Source organism: Caproiciproducens sp. MSJ-32 (assembly GCF_018918055.1).
Lineage (GTDB): Bacteria > Bacillota > Clostridia > Clostridiales > Clostridiaceae > Clostridium.
In genome coordinates, this window is sequence record NZ_JAHLPS010000035.1 from 1 (window position 1) to 15,017 (window position 15,017).

At 28.6% G+C, this 15,017-nt stretch carries 11 protein-coding genes and 1 pseudogene; 11 read left to right on the forward strand and 1 reads right to left on the reverse strand.

The genetic code is table 11. The features are described from left to right. The 11 genes and pseudogenes from KQI16_RS03885 to KQI16_RS03935 form a co-directional block, all read left to right on the forward strand. Positions 1-856: pseudogene (locus KQI16_RS03885) on the forward strand (hypothetical protein); the annotation flags it as partial. After that, the gene (locus tag KQI16_RS03890) at positions 856-1,794 is read left to right on the forward strand and encodes an ABC transporter ATP-binding protein (protein WP_119865883.1); all 939 of its coding nucleotides are present in this window, start codon (positions 856-858) and stop codon (positions 1,792-1,794) included. The pseudogene KQI16_RS03885 and the gene KQI16_RS03890, both read left to right, overlap by 1 nt. Beyond that, positions 1,794-2,666, forward strand: coding sequence for an ABC transporter permease (locus KQI16_RS03895; RefSeq protein WP_119865882.1), 873 nt, complete (start codon positions 1,794-1,796; stop codon positions 2,664-2,666). The genes KQI16_RS03890 and KQI16_RS03895 overlap by 1 nt, the downstream gene beginning before the upstream one ends. 4 nt (positions 2,667-2,670) lie before the next feature. Beyond that, positions 2,671-4,278 (forward strand): pectinesterase, encoded by a 1,608-nt coding sequence (locus KQI16_RS03900; protein ID WP_216432387.1) that lies wholly within the window; start codon positions 2,671-2,673, stop codon positions 4,276-4,278. An 11-nt stretch (positions 4,279-4,289) separates the two neighbouring features. After that, positions 4,290-5,273 carry an AAA family ATPase gene (locus tag KQI16_RS03905; RefSeq protein WP_216432389.1) on the forward strand — a complete coding sequence of 328 codons (984 nt, stop codon included), beginning with the start codon at positions 4,290-4,292 and terminating at the stop codon, positions 5,271-5,273. 2 nt (positions 5,274-5,275) lie between these two features. Further along, complete coding sequence (locus KQI16_RS03910; RefSeq protein WP_216432391.1) at positions 5,276-6,160, forward strand: DUF58 domain-containing protein; 885 nt, start codon at positions 5,276-5,278, stop codon at positions 6,158-6,160. Between the two features lie 10 nt (positions 6,161-6,170). Then, a complete protein-coding gene (locus tag KQI16_RS03915) occupies positions 6,171-7,955 on the forward strand; it encodes a vWA domain-containing protein (protein WP_216432393.1) in 1,785 nt (594 codons plus the stop codon). Between the two features lie 11 nt (positions 7,956-7,966). Further along, positions 7,967-10,789 (forward strand): VWA domain-containing protein, encoded by a 2,823-nt coding sequence (locus KQI16_RS03920; RefSeq protein ID WP_216432395.1) that lies wholly within the window; start codon positions 7,967-7,969, stop codon positions 10,787-10,789. 447 nt (positions 10,790-11,236) lie between these two features. Next, entirely contained in the window at positions 11,237-11,800 is a 564-nt protein-coding gene (gene ahpC / locus KQI16_RS03925; protein ID WP_119865876.1) for an alkyl hydroperoxide reductase subunit C, read from the forward strand. 108 nt (positions 11,801-11,908) lie between these two features. Beyond that, positions 11,909-13,573, forward strand: coding sequence for an FAD-dependent oxidoreductase (locus tag KQI16_RS03930; protein WP_216432397.1), 1,665 nt, complete (start codon positions 11,909-11,911; stop codon positions 13,571-13,573). 152 nt (positions 13,574-13,725) lie between these two features. Continuing rightward, a complete protein-coding gene (locus KQI16_RS03935; RefSeq protein ID WP_216432399.1) occupies positions 13,726-14,334 on the forward strand; it encodes a hypothetical protein in 609 nt (202 codons plus the stop codon). 150 nt (positions 14,335-14,484) lie between these two features. On the opposite strand, the gene KQI16_RS03940 is transcribed toward KQI16_RS03935, so the two are convergent. Then, complete coding sequence (locus KQI16_RS03940) at positions 14,485-14,646, reverse strand: hypothetical protein (RefSeq protein WP_216432401.1); 162 nt, start codon at positions 14,644-14,646, stop codon at positions 14,485-14,487. Between the last annotated feature and the right edge of the window lie 371 nt (positions 14,647-15,017).

Sequence of the window (15,017 nt, forward strand, 5' to 3'; positions counted from 1 at the left end):
TAATAATCAAGTATTTAATAGAATAGAAAATAATCTTTTTGTAGATGGCAATAAATTAAGTGGAACAATTAAAAATACCCTTGGTTATGATATAAGAAATTTAATCTTCCTATCAAATAATAGCATATGGGAGATTGGAAGCTTAAAAAAAGATGAAGAAAAGACTATAGAAAATTTAAATGTAAAAGTTGCATATGGATTAGAAGGTTATGGAGGAAGCTTAGCTGAAAAATATTATAATACTAGATTTAATTCAAAAGGTGATACAAGTGGAGAAGAGTTCAAAAATATAATAAGAAATTCTACATTATTTCAAGTTGCTTCTTATGAATTAAATCTTGAGGGCTATAAGCTTATAGGAATTACAGATATGCCAATAGACTATGAATTAAATTTTGATAATAAATCAGTTTCTAAATTTGATAGCACTTTAATAGTACAAGATGTAGATTTGAATTTAGTAAAAAAGGATGGAATTATTTATTATCCAGAAGGATATTTTAAAGGAATAGTGGATTCCTACACTTCAAATGTTTATTATCAAAATCAAACTAATTCTTTTTATGGTGCTGGTGATGTTTTTATAAATTATAATATTGATAGTAATCTTGAAATTACAGAAATAGGACTAAGAAATATTCAGGTCTATGATTATATGCAAAGTACTTTAGATTCCTATGTTTACAATCATAAAACTGGTGAATATGAAAAGTTTGTTATTGGTACAAAAGCAGAAAAACTAAATAACCTTAATGATTATTTAGAAAATAATACTTTAAAGATAAAATTAACCATAAATGAGAATAAAGGAGAAACAGGAATGCCTGTAATCACTGTAACGGGGAGGGAAAAATAATGTTAGTAATAAAGAACCTTGAAAAATCCTACGGTAAATTTAAAGCATTAAAAGGAGTAAATTTAGAGATAGAAAAGGGAGAAATATTTGGTTTTATTGGTCCAAATGGAGCTGGAAAAAGTACTACAATGAAGATTGTATCAGGTCTTTTATCCCCAGACAGTGGTGAGGTTTATGTTGATGGAATAGATGCTATAAAGGAAAATAAGCTTCTTAAAGAAAAAATAGGATATATGCCAGACTTTTTTGGGGTATATGATAACTTAATGGCAATAGAGTATTTAGAATTTTATGCTTCTATATATGGAATTGTAGGGGAAGAAGCAAAAAAATTATCAATGGATTTATTAGAGCTTGTAAATCTTTCAGATAAATATGATGCATATGTAGATGGATTATCCAGAGGTATGAAGCAAAGGTTATGTCTAGCAAGATGTTTAGTTCATAATCCAGAACTATTAATTTTAGATGAGCCGGCTTCTGGGATGGATCCAAAGTCTAGATATGAAATGAAAGGAATATTAAAAAATTTAAAATCCATGGGTAAAACAATAATAATATCTTCTCATATATTATCTGAATTAGGTGAAATATGTTCAAAAGTGGGAATAATTCAAAATGGCAAGATGGTCTGCCAAGGTACAGTTGACGAGGTTAGTCTACTAGCAAGAGGTTCTGCACCAGTAACTATAACTGTTATTGATGAAATTGATAGAGCAATAAAAATAATAAAAGAAGCTCCAAATGTAAAGAATATCTCAGCAGATGAAAATAAAATAAATGTAAGTATTATAGGTGGAGATATTGAAGCTAAGAATTTATTGAAATCTTTAGTAGTTAAAGATATACCTGTAATAAGCTTTACTAAGGCTGCTGGAAATTTAGAAGATGTGTTTATACAAATAACAGAAAAAAGTAGTGAAGGAGGGGAAAAATAATGAGAATCAATCCAGTTCTTAGAAATGAGGCGAAAATTACTGTAAGAAACAAAAGATTTACTTTAATGTTATTTTTCTATATAGTTGTAGTTTCAATTGGAGTAGTTTTATATTATAAAAGCTTTACCAGCGAAATATATGTAAATGGGTTGTATATGCAGTCAACTACAACCTTATATGTTTTAATGTCTATAGTTCAAGCTATATTCTTAATATTTATGGTTCCCTCATTAACATCAAGTGCAATATCATCAGAAAGGGAAAAACAAACATTAGATATATTGTTATCTACAAAACTAACTCCATTTCAAATAATAATAGGAAAGTTACTTTCTTCTTCACTTAAAGTAGTGATGTTAATTATCTGTACTATTCCCCTCTATGGAATATGTTCATTGATTGGTGGGGTAAGCATAGTAAATATATTGGAACTTGCTGGATTTTTCATTGTTAATACAATCTTTGTAGGAGCTATAGGAATGCTTATTTCTACTTATGCAAAAACCTCAAAGGTTTCAACTACAATAACATATTTTTTAGTATTATTTATCTATATTGGAATTCTTATAATTGCTTATATTTTATTTATGTTTTCAATGAGAAATAATTATATGAATCCCAATATTAAAGTAAATCCAATTATCTATTTAAGTCCTGTTACAGGTTTTATTAGTTTATTATCAAATCAATTAGGAGCAAGAGAGACAATATTTTATTTTTTCCAATATAGTGGTATTTCATCATATACAGAATATATTTCTATTGGTATACAATTAGTACTTTCAGCTATATTTTTATATCTTGCTTCTGTAAAGTTAAATCCTTTAAAAAAAGAAAGAGTTAAAAGAAAAAGTAAGAAATTAAAGGAGTAAAGGAATGAATTCTTTGAATAAAGAAATTTTAAGCTTTATAAAAAAAGCATCTAGAAGGATAAAGGCAGAATTTATATTGAACTTTGGATTAGTAGCTATAAAATATCTGCTATCCTTAGTTTTAATTCTACTTCTTTTATCATTATTCATTATTTTTCCAGGGGTTTATAAAGTAAGTTCTTTTATTGGATTATTTGGTTTAATTGCAATTTTAATTGTTGGATTTTATTTAAGTCCAAATAATAAAAAGGTTGCTCTAATCGTTGATTCTAAGGGCTTAAAAGAAAGACTTATAACTTCTTTAGAGCTTATTAATGAAGATGATAATATTTCTAGAGCTCAAAAAGAAGATACTTTAAAGCATATTAAAAATTTTAATTTAAAAGAAAAGCTTAAAATTAAAATTGATAAAAAACAGCTTTTATTAGTTTTAGGAGTTATATGTCTATGTTTATTAACTACAACAATAAAGACTGAAGCGGCTAAGGAAGCAGATATAATTCGTAAATTTGATAAAACTCAGGAGGACTTTGTTAAAAAGGTTGAGGAAGAAAAAAAGAATATTGAAAAAATAAAAGAACTAAGTAAAGAAGAAAAAGAAGAGCTTAAAAAAATATTAGAAGATGCAAAAAAGGAAATTAAAGATAGTAAAGACAAAAAAGAATTAGATAAAGTTTTAGAGAGAATGGAATTAAAGCTTAAAGAAGCTGAAAAAAATAAGGACAATGAAAAAAGTAAGGAAGCTATTAAAAATACAAGGAAAAATTTATTAGAGGAATACAATAAAGAAAAACAAGAAAATGCAAGAAATGATATAAATAGGCTTACAAATGAGCTTATCAAAAACAAAGCAATGAAAGATTTATCGGAAGCTATTTTATCTGGTGATAAGGAAAAATTAGAAAAGGCTCTTGCAAATTTAAAGTCTTCATTAAAGGATATGAGCAGCAGCGAATTAAATGCTTTATCAAAATCCTTGGCCAAAGCAGCTAACTCAGTAGATGATGAAGATTTGAAAAAATCCCTTGAAGAAGCATCAAAATCAGTTTTAAATGGTGAACTTGATGAAGATGATTTGAAAGAAGCTATAGAAAATACTCAAAAAGATGCTGATGGAAGCAGCAGTAATGATAATGAAGGGAATGAAGGCAGCGATAATCAGGGTGGAAATCAAGGGGATGAAGGAAATAATGGTGAAGGTCAAGGCGGGGGAAATGGTAATGGAGATGGAGATGGTGAAGGCCAAGGAGATGGAAATGGCAACGGTAATGGTAATGGACAACAACCAGGGCAAGGTTCTGGTGGAGGCCAAGGCTGGAATATGGGAAGTTCTGAAGGAAAGGAAAATGATATAGATAATAAGACAGGGGAAAAGGTTTTTATACCAGGAAGAAAGGGCGGAAATGATGAAAATTTAACTGGAAATAAAAATCAAAATGGTAATTCTCAAACTGTTGAAAGTAAAAATGGTTTTAATTTAGATGGAAGTAAAGTAGATTATGAAAAAGTAATTGGAGATTATACAAATAGTGCTTTAGAAGGAACGAATAATAGTAATCTTCCAGAAAGTTTAAAGGATATAATAAAAAATTATTTTGAAGGGTTAAATTAGAAGGTGGAATTATGACGATAAATGAAAAAGATATATTAGAAGTTTCAGAAAAAATAAGATTATGTGAAGAAGAAATAAGTAAAGGTATAATCGGACAAAAAGAAATTATCAGAAATGTTTTAATTGCTATTTTTTCTGATGGCAATGTTTTGCTTGAAGGCATGCCTGGTATGGGTAAAACTCAATTAGTAAAAACAATAGCTAAGGTTTTAAATCTAAAGTTCTCAAGAATACAGTTCACGCCAGATTTAATGCCAGCTGATGTAGTAGGTACTAATATAATTGTTAAAGAGGGAGATAATACTCTATTTAAATTTGAAAGAGGGCCAGTTTTTACAAACTTGCTTTTAGCTGACGAAATAAATAGAGCAACTCCTAAAACTCAATCAGCCTTACTTGAAGCTATGGGAGAAAAAACAGTAACAGTAGGCAAAACAACTTACGAAATGGATAAACCCTTTATGGTTTTAGCAACTCAAAACCCTATTGAACAGGAAGGGACATATCCCCTTCCAGAAGCTCAGTTAGATAGATTTCTATTCAAGCTTTATGTAGATTTTCCAAATTTAGAAGAGCTTAAAGAAATTATGAATATAACTTTAACTAATAATACACCAATTATAGAAAAGCTTTTAGAAGGAGAAGAAATATTAAAAATAAGAAATATAATAAGGGAAGTTAAAATAGCAGATTCAGTACAGGAATATGCATTAAAGTTAATTTTAGCAACTCATCCTGAGCTAGATGATAGTCCAGAAATAGTTAAAAAATATGTGGAAGCAGGAGCAAGTCCTAGAGCAGGACAAGGAATAATTGCTGCTTCAAAGGTAAGGGCTGTTATGGAAGGAAGATTAAATGTAGCTTTTGAAGATATACAAACTCTTGCAAAGCCTATTTTAAGACATAGACTTATTTTAAATTTTGATTCTATTAGTGAAAATCTAAGTACAGATGACATTATAGATAAAGTCATAGAAGAGTTAAAGGTTGTGTAATCATGGCTGAAAGAATATTTAATGAAGATTTCTTTTCTAAATTAAACAAAATTAACTTAAGTATTAATTTAAAATTGTCCTCAGGAACTCAAGGTGGTAGAAAATCAAAAGCAAAGGGAGTTTCAGTAGAATTTTCTGATTACAGAGAATATATGCATGGAGATGACTTTAGAAGAATAGACTGGAATGCCTATGGAAGATTTGATAAATTCTTTATTAAAGTTTTTATGGAGGAGAGGGAAGGAATATTTAATTTTTTCTTAGATACAAGCAAATCTATGGACTATGGGAAAGAAAATAAAAAAAATATGGCCCTAAAGATTGTGGCAGCATTAAGTTACGTGGCTTTAAATAATTTAGATAGGGTAAATATTAATCTTTTAGATAGTGGAAATATACAAGTCTTAAAAGAAGTTTCAGGAAGCAGAGCCTTTCAAAGGATAATAAAAGATTTAGAAAATATAAGCTTTGATGGAACAACCAGCTTAACTCAAAGTATAAGAAAGAGACCAATAAAAAATAAGGGAGTGTCTATTGTAGTATCCGATTTTCTCGATAATTTAGGATTAAAGGACTTAGAAGAAGCTTTAAAATATCTAGCATTTAAAAAGCAGGAAATAATTTTAATACAAGTTTTAGCACTTGAAGAAATAAAGCCGGAACTAAATGGTGAAATAACCCTGATAGATTCTGAAACAAATGAAAATATAAAAATAAGTCTTACTCCTAATTTAATTAAGGAATACGAAAAAACACTTTACTCATATAAAAAATCTATAGAAAATTTAGTAAAAAAATATAATGGAAAGTTTATTAGTGTAAATTCATCTATGGAAATTGAAGAAGTTATATTAGGTGAACTTTCAAAGAAAAGAGTATTGTATTAGGAGGGAGTTCATGGGATTTACAGCTTTTTGGCCCTTATTTTTATTAATTACAATTCCTCTTTTAATACTGCTTTATATTTTAAAAAGGAAGTATAGGGAAGAGGTATTTTCTTCAACTCTTCTTTGGAGTGAAGTTTATAAAAATACAAGGGCTAATACACCTTGGGAAAAGTTTAGAAAAAATATTATGCTCTTATTGCAAATATTAGCGATTTTAGCTTTGATTTTCTCTTTAATGAAGCCCTTTTTAAACTTTGGAGGAAAGAGTTACAAGAATATTATTTTAGTAATTGATAATACTGCCAGTATGAATATTACATACGGTAATAGCACAAGGTTAGAAGAAGCAAAAAGATTAGCTAAGGAATTAATAAATTCTATAAAGGAAGAGACTAATACCTTTATAATAAGCTATGATAACAGTCCAAAAATTCTTCAAAAAGAGGAAATTAACAAGGATAAAATAATAAAGTCTATTGAAAGCATAGAAAAGAGTTATTATCAAGGAGATATAAGCGATTCTATAAATTTTATAAAGGCAATTGGTCAAAGCATAGAAGAAGATTATGAAGTTATTTTATTTACTGATAAGGAAATATCCTTGGGAGATTTAAATGGCACAGTAGTAGCTTTAGGTAATACTGGTTTAAACGGATCTATCGATAATATTTCCCATAAATATTTAGAAGATAAAATAAAGGTAATAGCAACAGTAACTAATAGAGGAAGTGAAGCTTACGAAGGAGATTTTTCTTTATATGATGGTGATAAGCTTATAGCAGTTGAAACTTTAAACTTAAATGTAGGGGAGAATAAAACTTTAACTTTTGATATTCCTGCAATAGATAATGAAGTATTAAAGGGAGAGCTTTCAAGGCATGATTTATTAGAAGAAGATAATATTTATTATCATGTTCTTGGAAATAAGAAACTAAATAAAATTTTATTAGTAACAGAACAAAACTTATTTTTAGAAAGGGCTCTTAGCAATATTAGAAATTCTGAAGTTTATAAAACAAACAGTTTATCAAATTTAAGCAGCAGTGATAATTATGATTTATATGTATTTGATAATGTAACTCCTACTACAATGCCTTCCAGCGGAAGTATATTGTTTATTAATCCAAGTTCTAATGAATATTTTAAAGTATTAGAAGGGGGACAAGGGAGTGAAGCAAAAGCTGTAAGGGGAGAAGTATCTAATTATTTAGAGGCCGTAACCTTTACTTTAGCAAAGTACAATGAAATTGATGTGCCTTACTATGGAAGAAGTTTTATTAATGTAGATGAAGTATCAATTGGATTTAAAGGAACTATAAATAATAGAAATATTGCAGCCTTATCCTTTGATCTTCATAATAGTGATTTTGTATTAAAAAAAGAATTTCCAATATTGATTTATGAACTTGGAGAAAATTTAATTTCCAATGGAATGACTGGTAAGAGTAATTATAAATATGGAGAAAAAATTATTGTTAATAATAACAATTTAAATAGTGAAATGACTGTAATAACTCCTAATAAGGAAACTTTTGAAATAAAATCTGGAGAAGAAATAAAGGGTAAAATGCAGCTTGGTGTTTATAAAATAGAAAGTGAAAAAGAAAAAGAACTATTTTCAATAAATTATCCATCTGAAAGAGAAAGTGATACCAGTAAAGGAAGTATTGGTGAAATGAATAATAAGATTAAAGAAATTGAGCTTAAAAAAGGATTTAATTTAAGTCCAATATTTATTTTAATGGCAATTGGTATAGTAGCTTTAGAGTGGTCTATGTATAAGAAAGGTAATTAGGAGGCAATAAAATGAAGATAGAAATAGGAAATTTGTACTTTTTAATATTAATACCAATTATTTTTGCCTTTATTTACTATAATTATAAAAAATATAGACCCTTTTCAAAAAATGAATTTAAAGTTCTTATTAGTAGAATTGTAATTTTTATATTGTTAATTTTAGCTTTTGGAGAAATAACTTTAAGCATAAAAGGGAGAAATATATCAACGGTATTTTTACTTGATCTTTCTGAAAGTGTAGAGGGCTTTGAAGAGGCAGGAAAAGATTTTATTTCCCAGGCAATAGGAAATATACCAAAGGGTAATAAATCAGCTGTTATATTATTTGGAGATAATTCAAAATTAGATAAGGGCTTAAACAGAAAAAAGATTTATGAGACCCTTGGGGAAAGACCAATAGTTACAGCTACAAATATAGAAAATGCAATAGAAAGTGCTTTAGCTATTTTTGAAAAGAGTAGTGCCAAAAGGATAGTCTTATTAACAGATGGAGAAGAAAATAAAGGTGATATTTTAAAATCTATTCCAATTATAAATCAAGAAAATATAGATCTTAAGGTTTATAAAATTTCTGAAAAGAAGGGAAATGAAGTTTACGTAGATAATATATCTGTTCCGGATAATATATCAGTAGGAGAGGAATTTTCTGTTTCTATAGATGTAAAATCAAATTATGCAACAGATGCAAAATTAACCTTATTTTCTGGAAGAAATAAAGTTGGAGAACAAAATGTAAAAATACAAAAGGGGACAAATTCCTTTGTTTTTAAGGATCAGCAACATTCTGGAGGCTTCAAAAGTTATAGAGTATTAATAGAAGCAGCTGATGATCAAATAAAAGTAAATAACGAAGGAATAACTTTTACTAATGTAACTGATAAACCTTATATTTTATTAATTAATGGAATAAATGGAGATTCTCAAGCCATAGAAGAGATACTTACAAGGTCTGGAGCTAATGTAAAGAAAATAGGACCTGCTTCTGCTCCATCAACTTTAAACGAATTTTTAGAATATAAAACTGTAATTTTAAACAATGTTCATATAGATGATTTAGCAAAAGGATTTGTAGATAATTTAGAAACTTATGTTAAGGATTATGGTGGAGGAGTTGTTAGCTTTGGAGGAGAAGATGCCTATGCCCTTGGAGGATATAAAGATACTAATTTAGAAAAAGTTCTTCCAGTTTATATGGATAAAAGGGGAAAAAATGAAGTTCCTTCAATAAGTATAAACTTAATTATAGACAAATCAGGAAGTATGTCTGCTGAAGGTGGAGGAGTAAGTAAACTTACTTTAGCAAAAGAGGCTGCAATTAAAGCTTTAGAAAATTTAAGGGAAATAGATGAGATTTCAGTAATTGCCTTTGATGATATTTATGATATAGTAGTTCCCCTTCAAAAGCTTACAAATAAGGAGGAAGTTGAAGGACTAATTTCGGGTATTCAGATAAGGGGAGGAACTTCAATATATCCAGCTTTAGAAGAGGGCTATAATATTCAGAGTCAAAGCTCAGCTAAAATAAAACATACAATATTATTAACAGACGGTCAAGATGGATATAACTTAGATAATTATTATGATTTACTAAATAAGTTTAATAGTGATAACATTACCTTATCAACAGTGGCAGTTGGAGAAGGTGCAAATGCAGAGCTTCTAAATAATTTAGCTTCTATAGGAAAGGGAAGAAGCTATTATACAGATATATATACTGATATTCCAAGAATATTTGCAAAGGAAGTTTTATTATCAGCTGGAACTTATATAATAAACGAAGAATTTACTCCCCAAATATTAAGTGCTCATGAGATTCTATCAGGAGTTAAAACTTCAGAGGGAATACCAAGTTTACTTGGATATATAGGCACTTCCATTAAAGAAAATGCTGTTGAAATTTTAAGCTCTAACCATGATGAACCCGTTCTAGCTGCTATGGAATATGGTATTGGAAGAACAGTAAGTTTTACTTCTGATATAAATGGACAGTGGAGTAGAAATTATTTAACCTGGGAATATGGTCCACAGCTTATAAAAAACATGGTTTATTATACAATACCTAAATATGAGGGTGAAGGTACTTTAAATATATATCAAGAAGGCAATAAGGCTGTTGTAGAATTTTATAATGATAATGTAGATAAAGATGGAAGAGTTATAGGAATATATAATGGAGAGAATGGAGAGGAAGGAGAATTTGAATTAACTCAAGTTGAGCCGGGAAAATATTCTGCAGAAATACCTTTAGAAACAATAGGTTTTTATAACTTTAATATAAGAGAAGAACTTAATGGAGAAGTAAAAAGCAACTATAAGGGTGGATTTGCAATGCAGTATTCTGATGAATACAAGTTTAATTTAAATGCAAATAAATTAGATGCAGTAGTAGAAGATACAAATGGATCCTTTATAAATTCACCAGAAGAAGTTTTTACAGGAAAGTTAGAAAAACATTATAAAGATATAAATCTAACAACTTCTTTATTATTAATAGCTATATTCCTATTTATGCTAGATATAGCCTATAGAAGATTAAACTTAGACATTGGAGTATTATTTAAAAAGCTTAAAGGTAAAAAAACAATAAATAAGGATAATAAAAGAAAAGAAAATATAAAAGTGAAAAAAGAAAAATCAGAAAAAATATATGAAAACAATCTTAAAGATAAGGTTCTTGTAACAGAAGAGGTTAAAGAAAAATATAGTAAAAAGGTAAAGGAAGAGAAGAAGCCTGCTAAGAATAAAAAGACAGAGAAAAAATCAAAGGTTGAGAAAAATACCTTAAATACAGATATGTTGCTTAAGAAGAAAAGCGATAGAAACAAAATCTAAAACTTAGTGTGGAGCGGAATACAGTTTTCGGTTTTCAAGTTTCAGATTTCAGTTATAGTAGAAAAGCTTGAGGTTTTGGGACTTCAAGCTTTTTTACAATATAAACATCAAAAGAATAGCAGTAATTGTCCAATTTGTTTTTCCTACATGATATTTTTCTTAAAAAACATTAAAGTCTAGTTTTTTATTAGAATGTCGAATTAGTAAAACAGAAATAGTTAGCCAAAGCAAAGAAACAATTAAAAGATATTAAGAATAAGTTTATAAGAAAAGGGAGTTAGCTTAGCAGCTTCTTTTTTTATAGAAAGATAACCTAATATTAGAAATTGTTGTAAAAATAATTGATGATTTTTATCAATTATTTTCAGAAAAGATATTGACTTTTTATTAAATAATAATTACTATTAATACATAGTAATAATTGTTAGTAATTAAGGAGGAAATTTTATGTCATTAATAGGAAAGAAAATCGAAGATTTTAAAGTTCAAGCTTATCACAATGGTAGCTTTAAGGAAGTAACAAAGGAAGATGTTTTAGGTAAATGGTCAATATTCTTCTTCTATCCAGCTGATTTTACATTTGTTTGCCCAACAGAATTAGGAGATTTAGCTGATCACTATGAAGAATTCCAAAAGATTGGTGCTGAAATATATTCAGTTTCAGAAGATACTCATTTTGTTCATAAAGCATGGGCTGATGCAAGTGAAACAATTGCAAAAATTAAATATCCAATGTTAGGAGATCCAACTGGAAGATTAGCAAGAATGTTTGATGTTCTTATAGAAGAAGAAGGATTAGCTTTAAGAGGAACATTCATAGTTAACCCAGAAGGAGAAATCCAAGCTTACGAAGTTCATCAAAACGGTATCGGAAGAAATGCTGAAGAATTATTAAGAAAAGTTCAAGCAGCTCAATTTGTAGCAGAACATGGTGATCAAGTTTGCCCAGCTAACTGGACACCAGGTGAAGAAACTCTAGTACCAAGTTTAGACCTAGTTGGTAAGTTATAATATAAAAACATAAATCAAAAGATAGCGAGGAAACTCGCTATTTTTTTAAAAATAGCAACGGATAATAATTATTAGTTAATAATATTGTTAGGAGTAAAGGAGAAATTTATGAATAAGATATATGATTTGGTTATAATAGGTGGAGGACCTGCAGGATTATCGGCAGGTATATATGCAGGCAGAGCCAAGCTTAAAACTTTAATAATTGAAAAGGAACATACTGGTGGTCAAATCAATAGTACAGCTGAAATTGTAAACTATCCTGGTATTATAAAATCTACTGGACCTAATTTAACAGCAGCTATGAGAACTCAAGCTGAAAATTTTGGAGTAAAGTTTCAAACAGCTGATGTAATTGACGTTGATTTTACTGCTGATGTAAAGGTAATTAAAACAAATAAGGGAGAGATTCAAAGCAGAGCTGTAATTATAGCTACTGGTGCTTCACCAAGAAAATTAGGTTTTCCAGGGGAAATTGAATATGGTGGTAGAGGGGTTGCTTATTGTGCAACTTGTGACGGAGAATTTTTTAAGGATTTAGAAGTTCTTGTAATAGGAGCGGGTTTTGCTGCAGCAGAAGAAGCTATGTTTTTAACTAGATTTGCTAAAAAAGTTATTATAATTGCGAGAGAACCAGACTTTACTTGTGCAAAATCTATAGGTGATAAGGTAAAAGCTAATAAAAAGATAGAAATAAGATTTAATACTGAAGTTGTAGAAGCAGTTGGAGATGATCTTTTAAGATCTGTGAAATTAATTAATAATGTTACTAAAGAAACTTCAGAATATTTCCCTCCTAAAGAAGATGGAACTTTTGGTATATTTGTATTTGTTGGCTATGAACCACAAACAAAGATATTTAAAGGCAAAGTAGAAATGGATCAATACGGATATATTATAACTAATGAAAATATGCAAACTAATATTAAAGGTGTGTATGCTGCCGGCGATTTAAGACCTAAGTTATTAAGACAAGTAGTAACAGCAGTGGCAGATGGTGCCATTGCAGCAACAGATGCTGAAAGATATATTACTGCCGAAAAAGAAAGACTTGGAATAGTTGAAGAAGAGGCAGAGGAAAATCTAGTAGAAAGTAAGAAGGAAGAAGTTAATATAGATAATAAAGCTTTAGCAGGAAAAAGCAATTTATTAAATGATGCATTAAGAAATCAATTAAAAGCTATTTTATCTAAGATAGAAAATAATATTTCCCTAGTTTCAATAGTGGATGAAAGTAATAAAAAATCAATTGAATTAAGAGATCTAGTTCTAGATATATCAGACTTAAGTGATAAAGTTTCTGCAATAATTTATAAAAAGGGAGAAAATCCTGAAATGGAAGCTAAGATCAATGCAGATAAATATCCAGTAGCAGCATTACTAGATAAAGATAATAATTATAGTGGAGTGAAATTCCATGGAGTTCCTGGAGGACATGAATTAAATTCATTTATAATTGCAATTTATAATTTAGCTGGTCCTGGTCAAGCAATAGATGAAAAGTTACTAAATGAAATTAGGTCAATTGATAAGAAAATTAACATTAAAGTTGGGGTATCTCTTTCATGCCATGTTTGCCCTGATGTAGTAATGGCAGCTCAAAGAATAGCTATAGAAAACCCTAACATTGAAACAGAAATGTTAGATTTATCAAACTTTAAGGATATAAAGGATAAACATAAAATAATGAGTGTTCCAGCATTAATAATAAATGATGAGAAAGTTTACTTTGGTGGTAAAAAGCTTGAAGAAATAGTTCAATTACTTAAATAATATAGTTAAAAGGTATTATATAGATATTTACTATCTATATAATACCTTTTTTATATTATAAATTATTGTGTCTTTTTATATTATAAATTATTGTGTCAAAAGAATCCTTCAGCAATATGTATATAGTAAGAACAATTTAAAGGAGATATCTTATGGAAATGATAAATATGCTGCTCCAGGGTTTAATGGGGAGCGGAATGCCTAATATGAATGGTGGAATTCCCAATATGGCTTTTGGGAATCAGATGAGTGGTCAAGCTGGAGGAAATCCACTTTTTAATATGTTATTAAGTTCTATGATAGGTGGAAATCAAATGAGTGGAAACCAGATGAATGGAAATCAAATGGGTGGCAATTCAATGAATGAAAACCTTAATTTAGGCAATTTAATGGGAAGCCTAATGGGAAATGGACAAATGGGTAATAATCCAATGCAAAACAACCCAATGGCTGGACAAAATATGATGAATAACCCTCTTTCATTTCTTATGAATGGAATGGGTGGTATGAATGGTGGAAATTTATTAAGTAGTTTAGGTCCTCTTATAAATATGTTTATGGGTGGTATGAATACACCTAATAATCAGCAAAACAAAAAATCAAGTAGTAAAAGAAAAAGCGCTACAGTAGATATGGATAAATTGATGAGTATGCTTACCTCATCAGGAATAGATTATACTAACACTAACAATTCAGTTAATAACGATTTAAGATCTTTAGCTATGTATCTTAATGCTATGAATAATGGTAAAAGGAAATAATTTAATAAGTTAGCATTAAAATAAGTATTAACTCAAATGAGCTAATACTTATTTTTTCTATGCTTTATATAATACAAATTTAGGTTATATTTTATAAGTTTATTTATATTTAACTATTATAATTAATATAGATATTAATTAAAACATAGCCTATTCTTTAAAATCCTCTTTTTTTGCTTCTATTCCACTTTCATTAAGTTCAGGTTCCTTAATAGTGAAATTATAGCTATTATTTGCTCTTTGATTTTGTGTCTTATTTGTATGTCTTAGCCCATTTTCTTTTGTATATGTTCTTCTATTATCATTTTTCATAAGATTACCTCCTAAATAGTAATACAATAATAGTATTAGGAAATAATCAAAAATTATTAGAATTCAATCAATATTAGAAGAGGAAGTTAAAGGATGAAAATTAGTATAGTAAGCAATTATGAAAGAATAAATTAATCTAATTATAAAATTACTACCGAAAGGTAAAAAGAAAAAAACATCACCCTTGTTGTTTTTTTCTTTTTACCTATAGAGAGTATTTAAGCAATTGTAGTAACGACATCATCATACATTTGGATTTATGTCAATATAGTAGACACAAAAACTCAAATTTTTATGCAGTTTTTCTTAAAGCATCTTCAAGCTGTTGAGGAGTCATATAACCGATACTGCTATGAAGCCTTTTTCTGTTG

Excerpts from the sequence above, each read along its gene's own strand:
- KQI16_RS03910 (WP_216432391.1), top strand. The coding sequence starts at position 5,276 with ATGGCTGAAAGAATATTTAATGAAGATTTCTTTTCTAAATTAAACAAA.
- ahpC (WP_119865876.1), top strand. The coding sequence starts at position 11,237 with ATGTCATTAATAGGAAAGAAAATCGAAGATTTTAAAGTTCAAGCTTAT.
- KQI16_RS03900 (WP_216432387.1), top strand. The coding sequence starts at position 2,671 with ATGAATTCTTTGAATAAAGAAATTTTAAGCTTTATAAAAAAAGCATCT.
- KQI16_RS03930 (WP_216432397.1), top strand. The coding sequence starts at position 11,909 with ATGAATAAGATATATGATTTGGTTATAATAGGTGGAGGACCTGCAGGA.
- KQI16_RS03940 (WP_216432401.1), bottom strand. The coding sequence starts at position 14,646 with ATGAAAAATGATAATAGAAGAACATATACAAAAGAAAATGGGCTAAGA.
- KQI16_RS03895 (WP_119865882.1), top strand. The coding sequence starts at position 1,794 with ATGAGAATCAATCCAGTTCTTAGAAATGAGGCGAAAATTACTGTAAGA.
- KQI16_RS03890 (WP_119865883.1), top strand. The coding sequence starts at position 856 with ATGTTAGTAATAAAGAACCTTGAAAAATCCTACGGTAAATTTAAAGCA.
- KQI16_RS03905 (WP_216432389.1), top strand. The coding sequence starts at position 4,290 with ATGACGATAAATGAAAAAGATATATTAGAAGTTTCAGAAAAAATAAGA.
- KQI16_RS03920 (WP_216432395.1), top strand. The coding sequence starts at position 7,967 with ATGAAGATAGAAATAGGAAATTTGTACTTTTTAATATTAATACCAATT.
- KQI16_RS03915 (WP_216432393.1), top strand. The coding sequence starts at position 6,171 with ATGGGATTTACAGCTTTTTGGCCCTTATTTTTATTAATTACAATTCCT.
- KQI16_RS03935 (WP_216432399.1), top strand. The coding sequence starts at position 13,726 with ATGGAAATGATAAATATGCTGCTCCAGGGTTTAATGGGGAGCGGAATG.